General features: G+C 63.6%; 17 protein-coding genes and 1 pseudogene. 9 read left to right on the top strand and 9 right to left on the bottom strand.

The annotated features are described in order from the left end of the window. Position 1: 1 nt before the first annotated feature. A complete protein-coding gene (locus tag ACQ4WQ_RS28010; protein ID WP_436501537.1) occupies positions 2–901 on the bottom strand; it encodes a LysR family transcriptional regulator in 900 nt (299 codons plus the stop codon). A gap of 120 nt (positions 902–1021) precedes the next feature. Here ACQ4WQ_RS28010 and ACQ4WQ_RS28015 point away from each other — a divergent pair, with 120 nt between their 5' ends. After that, positions 1022–1954, top strand: a complete 933-nt coding sequence (locus ACQ4WQ_RS28015; protein WP_436501539.1) for a DMT family transporter — start codon at positions 1022–1024, stop codon at positions 1952–1954. On the opposite strand, the gene ACQ4WQ_RS28020 is transcribed toward ACQ4WQ_RS28015, so the two are convergent. Then, complete coding sequence (locus tag ACQ4WQ_RS28020; RefSeq protein WP_152255233.1) at positions 1955–2833, bottom strand: serine hydrolase; 879 nt, start codon at positions 2831–2833, stop codon at positions 1955–1957. Positions 2834–3249: 416 nt separating this feature from the next. Between ACQ4WQ_RS28020 and ACQ4WQ_RS28025 the strand changes: the two genes are divergently transcribed. Continuing rightward, complete coding sequence (locus ACQ4WQ_RS28025) at positions 3250–4509, top strand: sensor histidine kinase (RefSeq protein WP_436501541.1); 1260 nt, start codon at positions 3250–3252, stop codon at positions 4507–4509. Then, positions 4506–5255, top strand: coding sequence for a LytR/AlgR family response regulator transcription factor (locus ACQ4WQ_RS28030; protein WP_436501543.1), 750 nt, complete (start codon positions 4506–4508; stop codon positions 5253–5255). The genes ACQ4WQ_RS28025 and ACQ4WQ_RS28030 overlap by 4 nt, the downstream gene beginning before the upstream one ends. A gap of 58 nt (positions 5256–5313) precedes the next feature. Here ACQ4WQ_RS28030 and ACQ4WQ_RS28035 read toward each other — a convergent pair whose 3' ends face one another. Continuing rightward, positions 5314–5532 carry a TOBE domain-containing protein gene (locus tag ACQ4WQ_RS28035; RefSeq protein WP_034757699.1) on the bottom strand — a complete coding sequence of 73 codons (219 nt, stop codon included), beginning with the start codon at positions 5530–5532 and terminating at the stop codon, positions 5314–5316. A gap of 163 nt (positions 5533–5695) precedes the next feature. Further along, positions 5696–6751, bottom strand: a complete 1056-nt coding sequence (locus ACQ4WQ_RS28040) for a sulfate ABC transporter substrate-binding protein (RefSeq protein WP_326456096.1) — start codon at positions 6749–6751, stop codon at positions 5696–5698. Between the two features lie 301 nt (positions 6752–7052). Between ACQ4WQ_RS28040 and ACQ4WQ_RS28045 the strand changes: the two genes are divergently transcribed. Beyond that, on the top strand, positions 7053–7583 hold the full coding sequence (locus tag ACQ4WQ_RS28045) for a GNAT family N-acetyltransferase (RefSeq protein ID WP_070291260.1): 531 nt from the start codon (positions 7053–7055) through the stop codon (positions 7581–7583). A gap of 66 nt (positions 7584–7649) precedes the next feature. Here the strand turns inward: ACQ4WQ_RS28045 and ACQ4WQ_RS28050 are convergent, their stop codons facing one another. Further along, positions 7650–8462: a class II glutamine amidotransferase gene (locus tag ACQ4WQ_RS28050; RefSeq protein WP_436501546.1), complete on the bottom strand. Its 813-nt coding sequence runs from the start codon at positions 8460–8462 to the stop codon at positions 7650–7652. Between the two features lie 234 nt (positions 8463–8696). Here ACQ4WQ_RS28050 and ACQ4WQ_RS28055 point away from each other — a divergent pair, with 234 nt between their 5' ends. Continuing rightward, entirely contained in the window at positions 8697–9524 is an 828-nt protein-coding gene (locus tag ACQ4WQ_RS28055) for an EAL domain-containing protein (protein ID WP_326456098.1), read from the top strand. Positions 9525–9622: 98 nt separating this feature from the next. Continuing rightward, positions 9623–10372 carry a YcbK family protein gene (locus ACQ4WQ_RS28060; protein WP_373633025.1) on the top strand — a complete coding sequence of 250 codons (750 nt, stop codon included), beginning with the start codon at positions 9623–9625 and terminating at the stop codon, positions 10370–10372. 16 nt (positions 10373–10388) lie between these two features. Here ACQ4WQ_RS28060 and ACQ4WQ_RS28065 read toward each other — a convergent pair whose 3' ends face one another. After that, positions 10389–10592 (bottom strand): DUF3460 family protein, encoded by a 204-nt coding sequence (locus tag ACQ4WQ_RS28065; RefSeq protein ID WP_305055144.1) that lies wholly within the window; start codon positions 10590–10592, stop codon positions 10389–10391. Between the two features lie 74 nt (positions 10593–10666). On the opposite strand from ACQ4WQ_RS28065, the gene ACQ4WQ_RS28070 reads away from it, so the two are divergent. Next, a complete protein-coding gene (locus ACQ4WQ_RS28070; RefSeq protein ID WP_436501549.1) occupies positions 10667–11548 on the top strand; it encodes a LysR family transcriptional regulator in 882 nt (293 codons plus the stop codon). Here ACQ4WQ_RS28070 and ACQ4WQ_RS28075 read toward each other — a convergent pair. After that, positions 11524–11991, bottom strand: coding sequence for a PACE efflux transporter (locus ACQ4WQ_RS28075; protein WP_314608180.1), 468 nt, complete (start codon positions 11989–11991; stop codon positions 11524–11526). The genes ACQ4WQ_RS28070 and ACQ4WQ_RS28075 overlap by 25 nt on opposite strands. 182 nt (positions 11992–12173) lie before the next feature. Between ACQ4WQ_RS28075 and ACQ4WQ_RS28080 the strand changes: the two genes are divergently transcribed. Further along, positions 12174–12635, top strand: a complete 462-nt coding sequence (locus tag ACQ4WQ_RS28080; protein ID WP_326456101.1) for a hypothetical protein — start codon at positions 12174–12176, stop codon at positions 12633–12635. 114 nt (positions 12636–12749) lie between these two features. Next, complete coding sequence (locus ACQ4WQ_RS28085; RefSeq protein ID WP_436501552.1) at positions 12750–14924, top strand: putative bifunctional diguanylate cyclase/phosphodiesterase; 2175 nt, start codon at positions 12750–12752, stop codon at positions 14922–14924. Here the strand turns inward: ACQ4WQ_RS28085 and ACQ4WQ_RS28090 are convergent. Continuing rightward, complete coding sequence (locus ACQ4WQ_RS28090; protein WP_436501554.1) at positions 14909–16009, bottom strand: glycosyltransferase family 9 protein; 1101 nt, start codon at positions 16007–16009, stop codon at positions 14909–14911. The genes ACQ4WQ_RS28085 and ACQ4WQ_RS28090 overlap by 16 nt on opposite strands. Positions 16010–16054: 45 nt before the next feature. After that, a pseudogene (locus ACQ4WQ_RS28095) lies at positions 16055–16167 on the bottom strand (IS1595 family transposase); the annotation flags it as partial.

A 16167-nucleotide genomic window follows, 5' to 3' on the forward strand; every position in this document is an offset into this window, starting at 1 on the left:
CTCAGGCGCGCCGGGGCGCCAGCGTCGGCGCCATCTGTTTCGCCACCTCGAAAAAAGCATTGGTGGCCGGCGTGTTCTGGCGCCGGTCGCGCACGGCCAGGCCCACCTTGCGGCTGACGGGCGGATTCAAGGGCAGGGCCACCAGCTCCGGATACTGTTCCCGCAAGCGCTGCGGCAGGGCCAGTTCGGCGACGATGGAGACGCCGTCGCCGCGGCTGACCATGTCGAGGATGGTGATCACCTGGCTGATGCGGTAGGGGACATTCGGCTGCAAGCCCGCGTTGGCGAACAGCGGCTCGATCAGGCAGGCGCAGCCCGCCTCGGACATGATGAACGGCCCTTCGCACAGCTGCGCCAGGGTGATGGCCGTTTCGCTGGCCAGCGGGTGGCTGCGCGGCACCAGCGCCATCATCTGGTCTTCCACCAGCGGCGCCGTATCGAAACGCTCGTCGGGCAGCACGACGAAACCCACATCCACGCGACGTTCGCGTATCCACTGCACCACTTCATGGTCGGCGCCTTCGTCGATGCGCAGGGCGATGCCCGGATAGCGCAGGCGGAATTGCGCCGTGATGGCCGGCAGCAGGTTCAACGACGAGGTGGGACCGAAGGAGCCGATGCGCAGGCTGCCCTGGCGCTGGCCCAGCACATCGGCCGCCTCCTGGCGCATGGCTTCGGACAAACCGAGGATTTCGCGCGCGCGCACGAGCAGCTGGCGGCCCACGTCCGTCAGCTCGGCCGACGCCTGGTGGCGCACGATCAGGTCCACGCCCATCTCCTTTTCCAGCGCTTTTAACGCATGCGAGACGGCCGACTGGCTGATGCCCAGCTGCGCGGCGGCGGCGGAAAAGCCGTGCAGCTCGGCCACCAGGGTAAAGATTTCCAGTTGCGTGAAGGTCATGCTGTGGCTTTCCTGTGCTATGAGTATTTACTCATTATTTCATGAGTTGATATTAGTATTAATATATAAGTATACCGCACGTGCAGCGTCCGCCGCACAAGCGACATCATAGGACTTTCCATGCGCACTTCCGCCGTACCTTCAGCCGCCTTGCCTGCCGTGCAATCGCCGCTCGTCTACCTGAAACTGATTTTCGTCGCCCTGTTCTGGGGCGGCACCTTTATCGCTGGCCGCGTGCTGGCGCAGCAGATGCCGCCCATGACGGCTGCCAGCGGGCGCTTCGGCGTGGCCGTGATCCTGCTGCTCGTGCTGGCGTGGAAGCTGGAAGGGGGCTTGCCGCGCCTGGACCGCAAGCAGCTGGCGACGACGGCGGCGCTGGGCCTGACGGGCATCTTTTTATATAACCTGTGCTTCCTGGCGGCGCTATCGCGCATGCCGGCGGGGCGCACGGCCCTGTTCGTGGCGTTGAATCCCATCGTCACGGCGCTGGCCTCGGCCATGCTGTTCCGCGAACGGCTGGGATCGTTCAAGTGGCTGGGCATCATGCTGGCGTTTTGCGGCACGGCCATCGTCATCACGCGCGGCGATCTGTCCGGCGTGCTGCACGGCACGGGCGGCGGCATCGGCATGGGCGAAGTGTTCATGTTCTGCGGCATTTCCAGCTGGGCCGCCTACACCCTGATCGGCCGGGTCGCACTGAAGGGCTTGTCGCCCATCGCCGCCACCACGTATGCCTCGATGTGGGGCCTGGCCTTCCTGCTGGTGGGGGCGGTGGTGGAGTTTCCCACGGTGCCGTGGCACAGCTTCGGCTGGCAAGTGTGGGCCGCCATCGGCTACCTGGGCGTGTTCGGCACGGTGATCGGCTTTGTCTGGTATTACGAGGGCGTCAAGGCGCTGGGGCCGTCGCGCACGGCCGTGTTCAACAACCTCGTGCCCGTGTTCGGCATCGTGCTGGCGGCGGGACTGCTGGGCGAGCCGGTGCTCGCTTCCATGCTGGTGGGCGGCGCGGTGACGATTGCCGGCGTGGTGATGACCAACCGGCAAGCGAAATAATTATTTGGCGCGGCGGCGCTTCGATGGCTTCGCCGGCGCCTTCTTGTGCCGGCTGACGGAAGCGCGCATCACTTTCGGCTCTTCGATGCCGTTTTCGGCCGCCAGCATGCGGCGGATGTTGACGGCGTCCATGGCGCGCACGGAATTGGCGCGCGCGTTGAGCAGGATCATGGTGGCGAACTTGCCGGCCGACTTGATGCGCATGATCAGGCAGCGGCCCGCTTCATTCGTGTAGCCCGTCTTCGATAGGCCGATATCCCAGCCCTTGGCGCCCACCAGGCGGTTCGTGTTGTGGTATTCCACGTCGCGGCCCTTGATCTGGATGACGTCCTTCGAATCGGTGGTGATGCGGCTGATTTCCGGGTAGCGCGAGGCGGCCACGGCCATCTTGACCAGGTCGGCTGCCGTCGACTGGTTGTTCGGCGACAAGCCCGTCGGTTCCTCGATCACGGTCTGGTGCATGCCCAGGGCCTTGATCTTGGCGTTGACGGCCACGGCGAAGGCCGTCGGGCCGCCGGGGAAAGTGCGCGCCAGCGAGGCGGCGGCGCGGTTATCGGACGACATCAGCGCCAGCTGCAGCACGTCGTGGCGGCTCAGGGTGGCGCCCACGGGCACGCGCGAGGTGCTGTGTTTCAGGGTGTCGACGTCCTCGCGGTCGATGCTGATCTCTTCCTGCATATTCGCCTTGGAGTCGAGCACGACCATGGCTGTCATGAGTTTGGTCAGCGAGGCGATCGGTACCACCACGTTGGAATTTTTTTCAAGCAAGACTTTGCCTGTGCCGTCTTCGACCACCAGAATCGACTGGGAACCGAAGGGCACGGCGATGGCCGCTGTCGAAAGCGTCATCAGCACCGCGGCGAACATTTTTTTGAGCATGGGATTGTATGTGGGAAAGCAGTTTTGGGGCGCCATCGTGGGCGCTGCGCGCAAATCCGGAACGGGGCCGCGCGGGGACGCGACGTGTATCTCAGAGGCAATATTTGCCAAGTTTAAACAATACCATTAAAGATCAAGCGATGTCTACGGGATAAGGGTGCCACAGGCGGCGTTGCGGCCAATTTGGCAAATAAATGGCGCTATTCTTGCCGTAGTGAAAATTGTTACGCGATTATTGATTTCATCTTGGAAACTTCGTGTGAATTCAGCAATATTGGCAGCGAGGGTTAGGCAGGCGCCGCGCGCTTCGTCGTTGATGCCTGCCGCTTCGTGTTTCGTCGCCCCGCGCTATGCCCCGCCACAGGGGCGCCGTAGACTGCGTTCATGCCTGAATCACAGACCATGGAGAACGCCTCGTGTTAAGAATATATACGCAATGGTATCGCAGCATCGACGAAGAAACGCTGCGGGTGCTGCAACATCCCGAGCTGGCCGAGCAGGTCCAGGGACGGGCGCGCCGCTACATCGCCATGAAGCTGGTCAAGCTGACGCCGATCGAGCGCCAGCAATTGCACGCTTTCCTGCTCAAGTACCGTGGCGCCGGTTTTTACATCGCCGCGTTCAAGCTGATGCTGCTGTTCAGCGCCATCGGCGTCGCCCTGCACCTGCTGCTGCCGGCCCGGTTCGAATTGCTCAAGGCCCTGGTCTTCAGCAACGGCCTGGGTTTTGCGCTGGCGTGGGGTCTGGTGGGCGTCTGGTTCAATTACCGCAGTTCCGTGCGCCACAAGTTCAAGAGACTCTTGCTGATCGTGTCGACCTGTACGGCAGGGGTCGCGGCCGGCGTGCTGCTGGCCGGCTTGAGCGATACCGGTTCCATGGGCATGGCCTTCGAACGCTTGCTGCGGGTGGGCGGCATCGCCTTGCTGGTGGCCGGTTTGTTTTATATGGTGCCGCTGGCGATCGTCACCACCTGGCGCAACCGGCAATACGAAGCGCTGACGGTGCAGCTGCAGCAGGATGCCGAGCGCGACCGCCTGGCGCGCGAACTGAGCGAATCGCAGCTGCGCCTGCTGCGTGCGCAGATCGAACCGCATTTCCTGTTCAATACCCTGGGCGCCGTGCAGCAGTTGGCCGAGCAGGGCGCGCAAGGCGCGGGCAGGGCCGCGGCATTGACGGCCGACCTGATCGCCTTCCTGCGTGCCAGCCTGGCGGAGATGCGCAGCGAGCAAGTGCCCTTGCAAAGCGAGTTCGACATGGTTGCCGCATATTTGCGCGTGATGCAGGCGCGCATGGGTTCGCGCCTGCGCTATGCGCTGGACTTGCCGGCCGAGCTGGCGCACGCGACGATCCCCAGCATGATCTTGCTGACCCTGGCGGAAAATGCCATCAAGCACGGTATTGAACCATCGTTGCGCGGCGGCGAGATCCGCCTGTCGGCGCTGCGGGTGGACGGCATGCTGCGCCTGCGCGTGCAGGACACGGGCATGGGCTTGCCGGCCTGCGGCGCGGGCAGCGCGCCGGGAAGCGGCCTGGGCCTGGAAAACGTGCGCAGCCGGCTGTTGCTGTCCGATCCGTCCGCCAGCCTGAGCCTGCGCGACGGCGACGAGGGCGGCGTGATCGCTGAAATAGTGCTGCCTATTACCATTGCATCCAGCCTGAAAGAGCCTGCCGCATGAACACCTCCATCCTGATCGCCGAAGACGAACCCTTGATGCGCGAGCGCCTGCAAATGCTGCTGGCGCAAGCCTGGCCCGAGGCGCAAGTCGTGCTGGTGGCGGAAAACGGCAACGACGCCTGGGACGGTTTCCTTGAGCACGAGCCGGACGTGGTCTTCCTCGACATCCGCATGCCTGGCCTGTCGGGCCTGGAAGTGGCCGAGCGCATCGGCAAGCGCGCCCACGTGGTGTTCGTCACGGCCTACGACCAGTACGCCGTCGATGCCTTCGACGCGGGCGCCGTCGACTATCTGTTGAAACCCGTGCAGGCCGAGCGGCTGCAGCGGGCGCTGGCCCGGCTGCGCGACAAGCTCGGTGCGCAGCCGGCCGACATGGCCAAATTATTGCAGTCGCTGCGCGCCGCCTTGCCGGCGCCCCCGCGCGAAAAAATAAAATGGATCAAGGCCAGCGTGGGCAAGCAGATCCGCCTGATCGATATTGACGACGTGCTGTTCTTCCAGGCCGACACCAAATACACGCGCGTGGTGCTGGCCGGTTCGGAAGCGCTGGTGCGCACACCGCTGAAGGATTTGCTGGGCGGCCTCGATCCGGAGCAGTTCTGGCAAATCCACCGCGGCACCATGGTCAACGTGAAAGCCATCGAGGCGGCCGAACGCATCGACGCCGAGCGCATGCAGGTACTGGTGCGTGGCAGCACGGAAAAGCTGCCCGTCAGCCGCACGTTTACGTATCTGTTTCGCGATTAGCCGACAAGACAAACGCCCCGCACGTGGCGGGGCGTGGCGACCAGCGGTGGCGCAACGCTTACTGGATCTTGGCGATCGATACTTCCGTCGATTTGACCAGCGCGATGACTTCGCTGCCCACTTTCAGGTCCAGGTCCTTGATCGAGCGCGAGGTGATCACCGAGGTGACGATGCCGTGCGGCGTTTCCACGTCCACTTCCGACACGACGGGGCCAAAGATGATTTCCTTGATCTTGCCGCGAAACTGGTTGCGTACATTCACTTCCGAGATAGCCATGATATTTCCTTTGTGCCCGTAATACGCCGTGCGGCGCGACAGGGCCAGAGTACGGCGCGCGCACGCTTTTGACCACGAATCGATGCGCATATCGATATGCGCAAACAGCTGCGGACATAAAAAAACCGGGACAAGTCCCGGTTTTTTGTTGATGCAGATCAGATTACTTCTGATAAATCTTGTCGAACTCGCCGCCATCGTCAAAGTGTTTCTTTTGTGCCTGTTTCCAGCCGCCAAACACCTCATCGATGGTAAACAGGGTGATCGGCTTGAAGCTGGCCGCGTATTTCTTCGCCACCGCGGCCGAACGGGGGCGCAGGTAGTGTTTGGCGACCAGTTCCTGGCCCGGTTCCGAGTACAGGTATTGCAGGTAGGCCGTGGCTTCCTTGCGGATGCCGCGGCGGTCGACCACCTTGTCGACGACGGCCACGGGCGACTCGGCCAGGATGGAGATGCTTGGGTAGACCACTTCGAAGTTGTCGCCGAATTCGGCGCGCACCAGTTGTACTTCATTTTCAAACGTCACCAGCACGTCGCCGATTTCGCGCTGCGTGAAGGTGGTGGTGGCGCCGCGGCCGCCGCCGTCGAGCACGGGCACGTTCTTGAACAGCTTGGCCACCAGGTCGCGCGCCTGCGCTTCGCTGCCGCCTTTTTTCACGGCGTAGCCCCAGGCTGCCAGGTAGGTGTAGCGGCCGTTGCCCGAGGTTTTCGGGTTCGGCACGATGACCTTGATGCCGGGCTTGGCCAGGTCGTCCCAATCCTTGATGTGTTTCGGGTTGCCTTTGCGCACCAGATATACCATGGTGGAATAGAACGGCGCCGCATTGTTCGGGAATTTCTTGGCCCAGTCGGCCACCACGAGGCCGCGGTCGACGAGGATATCGATGTCATTGGCCTGGTTCATGGTCACGACGGACGCTTCCAGGCCGTCGGCCACGGAGCGCGCCTGCTTGCTTGAGCCGCCGTGCGATTGCTTGATGGTGATGGTTTCGCCCGTTTTGGCTTTCCAGTCAGCAATAAACGCGGGATTCACATCCTTGAACAGTTCGCGCATCACGTCGTATGAGGCGTTCAGCAAGACCACGGGTTCGGCGGCGGACACGCTCATGGGCAGGCTCATGGCGGCAGCGGAAGCGGCCAGGGCGCTTGCCAGGAACCAGCGGCGCGAGCGTTGGGTGAGTGTCGCTGCGGCAGTCGATACGGCGTTGGAATGGGTCATGTTGAACTCTTGTTGTGAGAATAGACAGACATAGTCTAAAATTCCGGCCGGAAAAGAAACGAATTTTTCGTAATATGCTTAGATACGATTCCCGTTTGCGCTAAAAAACAGATATCGATTTTTGGAAACATTCGTGGGCAAGGCGCGCATCAGCACTTAGTCTGCAGGCATGGCGCCATAGGCAAAATCAGCGCGTGGCGTGCGGCAAAAAACCCGATTGCGCCGCTTGGTGTATAGTCGAATCGCACGATACAGGGGTAAAACCATCTGCATCGGCAACTGGAATATTTTGTGAGCGTACATGAGTCTTGAAATTCGTATTGCAACATCGACCGACGCTTTCGAGGCGTGCAACGTATTACGACGCTCCATCGTCGAATGCTGCAGCCTCGATCATCGGGACGATCCGGCCATCCTGGAAGCCTGGCTGGGCAATAAAACACCGCAGATGGTGGCGTGCTGGTTCGCGTCGCCTACCAATTTTTCGCTGGTCGCAGTCGAGCAGGGTGCCGTCGTCGGCGTCGGCCTGCTGACGCGCGCCGGCAAGCTGGCCCTGTGCTACCTGCTGCCCGAGGCGCAAGGCCGCGGCGCCGGCAAGGCGCTGGTGGAGCAGCTGGAAGCGCAGGCGCGCGAGTGGGGCATCAAGGCCCTGCAACTGCACAGCACGGCCAGCAGCCAGGCCTTTTTCGTCAAGCAGGGCTACATCGAGGCGGGCAATGTGCGTTCGCCGTATGGCGTGGAAACGATTTTTTGCTGGAAACAGATTGATCCCGCAGGCATCGCCAGCGGCGACCCCAAGCGCAAGCGCTTCTGCAACTGCAATTCGGCCTGACGGCCCGCCAGCATTTCAGCCCGCCCATCCGGCGGCGGGCCTTTCCCTTCCTTTGAATATTTTCCTTCAGTAACTGATCTGGATATACACGCCTTGCGATACGGCATCATTTGCTGGCAGCAAGGTGCCGCCGGCAAACAGTTTCAGTTCGCCGGGCGCGAACGCCAGCCAGTCCTCGTTCTGCGTCAGCGGATGCGTGGCGATGACGGCGATGCGGTCGTCCAGGTGGTTGTGCTGGCGAAAATCGATGCTGCGCTCGCAGTCGATCAGCTGCGCCACGGAAAACGGGTATTCGCGGATCACATAGTGCAGATGCGTGGAACAGTGGGCAAACAGCAGTTCGCCGTCCGACAGGATGAAATTGAAGGTGCCGTGCGCGGCGATGTCCGTAGCGACCTCGGCGATGGCGGCGCGCAGGACGGCGCGCGTGGGTTCGCCTGCGGGAAACTGCGCGCGCAAGCGGGCCAGCAGGTGGCAGAACGCCTGTTCGCTGTCCGTGTCGCCGCTGGCCTGGTAGTGGGCATTGGCGGGCGCGCGCCACGTTTTGAGGTCGCCGTTGTGGGCGAAGGACCAGGTCTTGCCCCACAGGTCGCGGGCGAACGGGTGGGTGTTTTCCGGCGCGATGCGGCCCTGCGTGGCCTTGCGAATGTGCGCGACGATGTTTTTCGCCTTCACGGGATGCTGCTGCACCTGCGCGGCCAGCGGCGAATCGATGGCCGCCAGGTGATCGGTCAGCAAGGTGCAGCCGCTACTGGCATGATAGGCGATGCCCCAGCCGTCGCGGTGCTCGTCCGTGCGGCCGCCCCGCTCGGCAAAGCCGGCAAAGGAAAATCCCAGCGCGGCCGGCTTGCTGCTGTTCATTGCGAGTAACTGGCACATGACGGCCCTTCCTGATGGTATCGGTACACGCCCACAGTAAAGGCCGGGGCCGGGCGCTGGAACGAATGTTTCCGACTATCGATATGCGCCGTCCGTTGTGTCGTCCATATTTGCTGCGCGCATATCAAATGGCGAAACCATTCGTTCTCCTTTGGTTGACGCGGCCTTACTCTGCACACTTTGGCGCCGTCTTTCCCATGCGGGATGCCGGCGCAGCCCGATGAAGGAGCATGTATGCCATTTCCCGTCCTGAAAAACTACCTGGCCCGCCTGTCGCATCAGACCCAGGCCGGCACCAGCGTCTGGCTCGACGGGGAGGGCAGGGCGCTGGGGCGCTTTTTCAATTGCACCATGACCAGTGCCTTCCAGCCGCTGCGCGAACTCGACAGCGGCAAGCTGGTGGCGTTCGAGGGCCTGGCGCGCAGCGTGTCGAAGGCGGACGAGGGCTTGTCGCTGTGGCGCTTGCTCGACCATGCGGCCAGCGACGATGAATCGGTGGAGCTGGACCGGCTGTGCCGCATGCTGCACGCCATTAATTTCTTCCGCCAGAGCGAAGCGGAGCAGTCCGACCTGTACCTGAACGTGCATGACCGTCTGCTCAGCGCCGTCAGCAGCAATCACGGCCACGCCTTCCAGCGCATCCTCGACGCGCTGGGCTTGCCCATCGAGCGCATCGTGCTGCAATTGCCGACGGTCACGCCGAACCAGGGCTGGCTGCTCAACTACGTGGCCGACAATTACCGGCGCAACGGCTTCCGCCTGGCCATCAACGTGGCCAATGTACACGAGGCCACGGGCATGCTGGAGCGGCTGCACCCGCATGCGTTCAAGCTGGACGCGGGCAACCTCAGCGACGAGCAGGCCGTCGCCAGCTTTGTCACCGTATGCCATGCGGCGAAGATACGCGTCATCTTCAAGCGCCTCGACACGCCGGCGGCGCTGGCCGCGCTGCAGCGCGTCGCCGCCATCACGGGTTTGCCCATCGTCGCCCAGGGATATCTGCTGGACAAGCCCCTGACGGCGCTGGCGCTGGCAAACCGCGACGTCGCGGCCGCCGCCTAGGGCGTCCAATCCTGAAATGAGGGGGGCACGATAGCATTGAGGGTTTTTCTTCGCAGCACAATACGCTATAGTATTCCCATCGTTACATTGGACTGACTATGGCATCGCGCAGAAATTTTCTACATCACGGTATGGGCCTGGCCGCGCTGGGCCTGGTAGCCACCCCACTCATCGGCTGCGCCTCGCGCACGGCCGCTCCCGCCTCGGCTTCGGCCAGCGCCAAGCCGCGCGCGCCGCGCACGGGCGTGCCGCCCCAGCCGACGCAGCTGGCCAGCGTCGACCGCTCGATCACCTCGCAGTCGCGCCAGGCGATCACGGAGATGGAACCGCCTCCGGACATCTTCGACGCGCAGGCGCTGGACCTGGAATTCTGGCTCAAGCCCCGTACCCTGGAAGTGGTGCGCCCGGCCAGCAATGAAAAGGCGAAACTGCTGTACTGGAAAGATGGCGAAGTCATCGATTCGGCTTACCAGGAACTGTGCCACTTGCTGCGTGACGTGAACGGCAAGAAAACGGCGCCCATCGACCCGAAACTGCTGGAAACCCTGTGGGGCACGCAAGCGTTCGTGGCCCGCTACGGCATCGAGCAGCCGCTGGAAATCCTGTCGGGCTACCGCACGGCCGAGTCGAACGGCAAGCTGCGCGAAGCGGGCGTGCCGGCCGCGCGCCAGTCGCTGCACATCTCGGGCCGCGCCGCCGACATCCGCGTGGCGAATTTGAACGCGGAAGTGCTCGGCTCGCTCGTGCGCAGCTTCAAGCAGGGCGGCGTGGGCTTCTATTACCGCTCCGGTCCCCGCGGCGGCTGGATCCATGCGGATACGGGATTGCAGCGCGTTTGGAAGGGTTAAGCGTTAGCACTGAGCGCTAGTCATAGTGATACGGCGGTTCCGGCACGCTGTCGTTGCCGGCGCGCCGCCATGCGTCGAAATTCACGGGGCGTTCCCAGTAAATGCGCCAGCCCAGGCGCTGGCTCGTTTGGGCCTCGGGATGCTCGCGCAGATAGCCGTCGATAAAGCGCGTGAATTCCGAGACATAGCCGCCGCGGCGGTAGGGAAGTGGACGAGTCATGGCTCCTCCTGCTGTTGACATTTCTTTCATTCTATCGCCAGCGGCGGAAAAGCGCCGCCCGTTTCCAGCTTCCCATGAAACTCTCCAGCCATAACATTGAACTGTTCCTGGCCGTCGTTGACGGCGGCTCGTTCTCGGCCGCCGCGCGTACCTTGCGCCGGGCGCCGTCGGCCGTCAGCATGGCGATGGCCAATATCGAGGCGGAACTGGGCATCGCCCTGTTCGACCGGGGCGCGCGCGAAGCCGTGCCCACGCCGGCCGCGATGGCGCTGCTGCCCCACGCGCGTCTGATCGCCGAGCAGTTGAAGCAGTTGCACCTGCACGTGCAGGAATTGTCGCAGGGGCTGGAAAGCCGTATTTCGCTCGGTATCGCGGCCGAACTCGACCATGCGCTTTTTCTCGCCGCCGTGCGCGCGCTGTCGCAGCGCCATCCGCTGCTCGACATCGAGGTGCTGACGGCGCCGCAGGACGACGTGCTCGACATGCTGCACCGGGGCCGCATCAGCGCGTGCATGGCTTTCGCGGGCGGGCGCATCAATCACGAGGAACAGTTCCAGCTGGTGGGCAGCGATGCCTTGCTGGCGATTATCTCCACCCAGCATCCGCCCGATGTGGCGGGCCGGCCCCTGTATATCGAGGAATTGGTGAACTTGCGCCAGATCATCGTCGCCAGCCGCGAACTCGACCTGGCCGATGCGCGCCCCGTGGTGGGGCTGTCCTACTGGCGCACCGACAGTTTGCCGATGGCGCTGGCGATGGTGGAGGCGGGACTGGGCTGGGGCAACTTCGCCGCCTCGGCCATCAAGGACTCGCTGGCGGCGGGGCGGGTGCGCCGCGTGGCATTCAAGAATACGGGCAATGGCCTGGTCGTGCCCATCCACCTCGTGTGGATGAAGGACCGGCCGCTGGGCATGGCGGCGCGGTCCTTTCTTCAGTTGCTCAGCGAAGCGGCCTGAACGTCGCTGGGCTCTTCCTTCGGCTGCTGCGCCGACAGGGGCACGCCGAACAGGCCGTCGAAGAAGTAGTTGAAGATGAAGCTGTAGCAGGGGATGATCAGCATCAGCGCGAAGTCCAGCACGAACGCTTGCCACAGGCTGATATCGAGCCACCAGGCGATCAGCGGGATCAGGTAGATGACGAGCGTGATCTGGAAGCCGATCGCGTGCAGGATGCGGCGCCAGACGGTGCGCGTGCGCGATACTTGCCGGATTTCCCAGTATTCGAACGCCGTGTTGTAGAGCAGGTTCCAGATCACGGCGATGGTGGTGATCATGATCGCCAGCGGCCCCGTGCTGGTGGGCGACTCGCCCGAAAGCAGGGTCAGCCAGGCCGTGGAAATGGCCATGCCGATGATTTCAAAGGCCGTGACGTAGACGATTTTGCGTTTGATGCCTTGCATGTAAAGCCTGTAAAGAAGAGATGGCGCCTATTTTAAGTCAGTCATGCTGATGTTAAAAGTTAATAGCTGTCAGTTTTTCTGATGAATCCAGCAGGGCAATACCATGCGCACCGCGAACGAGCGATAATGGCGGCTGGCGGGCAAACGCTCCCGCCGCATTACCGCAGAAGAGGTCAACGAGCATGCAAGGCGCAGCAGACAGCAACATCCCCGACACCCCGGATTCCCCCGCAAGCGCGGAAGAACGTCCCCGTTTCCGCCCCCGTCCGTGGGAGCACCTGGAAACGCCGTACGACGTGGAAGTGTGGATCGAGGAACATAACCGCAGCATGCAGGACAATATCCGCGCCACGGAAACGGGCGTGGGCATCTGCTTTACCCTGGCCGAAGGGGGCGATATCTATATGCAGACGAGCGCCGACGGCGCCGTCGTGCTCGACGTGACGCCGGACGCGGCCTGGGTCTCTCCCCTGATCAGCGCGGCCACGGGCTGCGAGACGCCCGCTTCGTCCTTGTGGATATTGCCTGACGATAAGCTGATCCAGCTGATCGTGGGTCTGTCCAGCCTGGTGGCCAGCACCTTGCTGGTGGTGGGCCACGACTTCGGCTTGCGCCGGCGCAGTATGGGGCAGGGCCGCGGATAGGCCTTGTGGCAGAAACCTTATCTGCGGCAGGCATGGCTCGACACTGCGCGTGACGCGTGCTAGTCTCGCTACTGCACCGACCTGTTTGCCAGGGCGGCGGTGCAAAGGACAGCCATGGACACACCACCGCAAGCGGTACCTGCTCCGGATTCCTCCCCGCGCGTCCACGACGGCGTGCCGCGCCATGTCGCGCCCCTGCTTGACGATGGCGTCTTCAGCCCGGAACGGATGAAGGCCGAACGCGAGCAAGCCTATTTCAACGATTTATACCTGCTGGCGCCCGTCGCCTATTTCGTGCTCGGTCTCGATGGCGTGATCCTGCAGGTCAACCTGGTGGCGGCCGAACTGTTCGGCCTGGCGCGGGGGCATCCGGGCCACGTGCTGTTCCGCTCCTATGTGCACGAGGCATTCCGCCACGATTACGACCAGTTCGTGCAGCGCGTGCTCAATAGCAGCGAGCCCGAGCGCATCCAGCTGCAGGTGCAGCTGCCGCCGCCGCGTCCCGGCGCGCGCGAGGCCGGCTTGCCCGTCAGTCTGCTGGGCAGCGCCGACCCGAATGGCCAGGCGCTGCGCCTGGTGCTGGAGCAGGCCGAGGGGAAGCTGGCCGCGCTCGAACGCAGCGAAGAGCGTTTCCGGCGCATCGTCCACAGCGCCGAGGAGGGTATCTGGGAAATCGATGCGCAGGCGCTGACCAGCTTTGTCAATCCGAAGATGGCGCAGATGCTCGATTGCCAGATCGAGGATATGCTGGGCCAGCCGCTGGCCGCCTTCATGGATGAAGAGGGGCGCGCCATCCTGGAGCGCAACATTGCGCGGCGCCAGGACGGCATCGTCGAGCGCCACGAATTCAAGTTCCTGCGGCGGGACGGCAGCACCTTGTGGGCCACCCTGGCCACCAATCCCATCTTCGATTCTAGCGGCACCTACCTGGGTGCGCTGGCGCTGGTCAGCGACATCACGGCGCAGCGCGCGGCGTCCGAGCGTATCTGGCGGCAAGCCAATTTCGACCAGCTGACGGGCTTGCCGAACCGCCACATGTTTCTCGACCGCTTGCAGCACGAGGCGGCCCACGCCAAACGCGAAGGCGCTTGCCTGGCCCTGCTGTTCATCGATCTCGACCATTTCAAGCAGGTGAATGACCGTCTCGGGCACGAGAAGGGCGACATGCTGCTGCGCCAGGCGGCGCGCCGCATCAGCGAGCGCGTGCGCGCCACGGATACGGTGGCGCGCCTGGGCGGCGACGAATTTACCGTCATCCTCGCCGGCGTGGGGCAACTGGGCGGCATCGAGCGCGTGCTGCAGGAGCTGACGGCCGCGCTGGCCCTGCCGTTCGTGCTCGACGGCGACACGGCGCAAGTGTCGGCCAGCGTGGGTGTGGCCCTGTATCCGGCCGACGCCGAGGCGCCGGACACCTTGCTGCGGCATGCCGACCAGGCCATGTACGCGGCCAAGAGTGCGGGGCGCAACGGCTACAGCTATTTCACGCCGGCCTTGCAGCAGGCGGCCGAATTGCGCCGCAGCACGGTGCGCGAGATGCGCCTGGCGCTGGCGCAGGACCAGTTCGAAATGCATTACCAGCCCATCATCCGCCTGTCCGATGGCAGCATCGAGCGGGCCGAGGCGTTGCTGCGCTGGCGCCATCCGCTGCGCGGCTTGCTGGTGCCCGCCGATTTCATCGCCTTTGCCGAGGCGAACGGCCTGATCATCGATATCGGCGAGTGGGTGTTTCGCCAGGTCGTGCGCCAGGCGCGGCTGTGGCAAGATGAACATGGCGCCGGGTTTCAGATCAGCATCAACAAGTCGGCGATGGAATTTCACTGCGACGCCGCGCTGTATCAGGACTGGGGCGGGCATCTGGCGCGCCAGGGACTGGCGCCGGGCGCCATCGTCATCGAGACCAGGGAAGCGGTGCTGCTCGACGAGGGGCGCCAGGTGGTCGACCGCCTGCGCCAGTTCCGTGCCATGGGCCTGGCCCTGGCGCTCGACGATTTCGGCAGCGGCCAGGTGTCGCTCGCGTGCTTGAAAACGGCCGATATCGACTTTCTCAAGATCGGCCGTTCCCTGGTCGGCGAGCTGGGGCGCGATGGCGCCGGGCAAGGCCTGTGCGAGGCGATCATCGCGCTGGCGCAGCGGCTGGGGTTGAAAGTCGTGGCCGAAGGCGTGGAGACGGCGTCGCAGCGCGACCTGCTGCGCGCCGCCGGCTGCGACTATGCGCAGGGGTATTTCTTTTCGCGCGCGCTGCCGGCGGGCCAGATGGGCCGCCTGCTGGCGTCTCAGCCGGCGGCCTGAAGCGTCTCCTGCGCCTGCCCGGCGCCTTCCATCAGCTCTTCCACGGCGGCCAGCGTCTCGGCATCGCTGACCGAGGCCAGGGTCAGGCCCGGCGCCAGGATGACGCGGTAATGGCGGCTGGCCGGATAGAACCAGCGGTAGTTGTCGGTGCGGATGTAGTAGCCGACGATTTTCTTGTCGTACGCCGAGGCGATGTGGATCACCGACGTGTCGGGCGACAGCACCAGTTCGCAGCGGCGGATCAGGGCCGCCAGTTCTAGGATGTGGCCGGTAGGGGGAGCGCTCATCACGTTGGCATGGCCGGCACCGCGCACGATCTCGGCGGCGCGCGCCTCGGTGCCCGGCGCGGCGATGACCAGCAGCGCATGGCGCGGATAGCGCGCCGCCAGGGCGGCGCAGCAGCGTTGGGCGTCGGCCACGCTGACCGTGCGCTGCGCATTGCTGCCCTGGAAATTGAGGCAGAACAAGCCCTCATGCGTGCCCAGCAGGGTGTCGCAGGCGGCGTCGACCTGGGCCGCGTGCGCATCCACGCCGAACAGTTCATAGCGCGTATCGATGTCGCGCAAGCAAAATTGTTCGAAGGTGGCGAAAAAGCTGTGCAGGATGTGGCGGCTGCGGTCGCAGGGCACGGTATGGTCGAACATGCCCAGCTTCGCCGTCGAGGTACCGTACTTGGGAATGGCAAAGCCCGTCAGGTATCGCGCGCCCAGCCATTTGATGCGCAGCAGCAAGGGGATCGAAAAGCGGTTGTAGGGATTGAAGATGACGTCGTAGCGGCGCCGGCGCAGGTCGGCGATGGTGGTGCGCAAATCGCGCAGCAGCGGCTGCTTGTCCCAGATGAGGATCTCGTTCACATGCGGGTTATCGGCGATGACATCGCGGTTGGCGCTGCTGGCGGCCACGTCGATCTGCCAGTGTGGATAGTTTTTCTTCAGCTCGCGCAGCAGGGCCGAGGTGACGATCATGTCGCCGATCTTGTCATTGCGCAAAATCAATACCTTGCGCACCTTGGCGATATCGAGGGGCTGCTTGCCGGATTTGCCCAGCAGGGCATAGCTGATCAGCCGGGCGGCGGTTTTTATCAAGGAAACTCCGGAAGTGGATGGCGACAGCAGCATCTTACGGATTGGCTATGTCACCGTCAAATGTGGGAACTCGCCCAGCGTTGCCTTCAATAATGTTTCTGGGGAGCGGATGCGCCCGGCGTCCAGTATCCAGCGCCACCCCAGGTAATTCGGCAGAT

The sequence above is a fragment of the Janthinobacterium goodfellowi genome, from assembly GCF_051380695.1.
GTDB lineage: Bacteria > Pseudomonadota > Gammaproteobacteria > Burkholderiales > Burkholderiaceae_D > Janthinobacterium.

Excerpts from the sequence above, each read along its gene's own strand:
- ACQ4WQ_RS28085 (WP_436501552.1), top strand. The coding sequence starts at position 12,750 with ATGGACACACCACCGCAAGCGGTACCTGCTCCGGATTCCTCCCCGCGC.
- ACQ4WQ_RS28065 (WP_305055144.1), bottom strand. The coding sequence starts at position 10,592 with ATGACTCGTCCACTTCCCTACCGCCGCGGCGGCTATGTCTCGGAATTC.
- ACQ4WQ_RS28080 (WP_326456101.1), top strand. The coding sequence starts at position 12,174 with ATGCAAGGCGCAGCAGACAGCAACATCCCCGACACCCCGGATTCCCCC.
- ACQ4WQ_RS28035 (WP_034757699.1), bottom strand. The coding sequence starts at position 5,532 with ATGGCTATCTCGGAAGTGAATGTACGCAACCAGTTTCGCGGCAAGATC.
- ACQ4WQ_RS28055 (WP_326456098.1), top strand. The coding sequence starts at position 8,697 with ATGCCATTTCCCGTCCTGAAAAACTACCTGGCCCGCCTGTCGCATCAG.
- ACQ4WQ_RS28045 (WP_070291260.1), top strand. The coding sequence starts at position 7,053 with ATGAGTCTTGAAATTCGTATTGCAACATCGACCGACGCTTTCGAGGCG.
- ACQ4WQ_RS28020 (WP_152255233.1), bottom strand. The coding sequence starts at position 2,833 with ATGCTCAAAAAAATGTTCGCCGCGGTGCTGATGACGCTTTCGACAGCG.
- ACQ4WQ_RS28015 (WP_436501539.1), top strand. The coding sequence starts at position 1,022 with ATGCGCACTTCCGCCGTACCTTCAGCCGCCTTGCCTGCCGTGCAATCG.
- ACQ4WQ_RS28040 (WP_326456096.1), bottom strand. The coding sequence starts at position 6,751 with ATGACCCATTCCAACGCCGTATCGACTGCCGCAGCGACACTCACCCAA.
- ACQ4WQ_RS28075 (WP_314608180.1), bottom strand. The coding sequence starts at position 11,991 with ATGCAAGGCATCAAACGCAAAATCGTCTACGTCACGGCCTTTGAAATC.
- ACQ4WQ_RS28070 (WP_436501549.1), top strand. The coding sequence starts at position 10,667 with ATGAAACTCTCCAGCCATAACATTGAACTGTTCCTGGCCGTCGTTGAC.
- ACQ4WQ_RS28050 (WP_436501546.1), bottom strand. The coding sequence starts at position 8,462 with ATGTGCCAGTTACTCGCAATGAACAGCAGCAAGCCGGCCGCGCTGGGA.
- ACQ4WQ_RS28060 (WP_373633025.1), top strand. The coding sequence starts at position 9,623 with ATGGCATCGCGCAGAAATTTTCTACATCACGGTATGGGCCTGGCCGCG.
- ACQ4WQ_RS28030 (WP_436501543.1), top strand. The coding sequence starts at position 4,506 with ATGAACACCTCCATCCTGATCGCCGAAGACGAACCCTTGATGCGCGAG.
- ACQ4WQ_RS28010 (WP_436501537.1), bottom strand. The coding sequence starts at position 901 with ATGACCTTCACGCAACTGGAAATCTTTACCCTGGTGGCCGAGCTGCAC.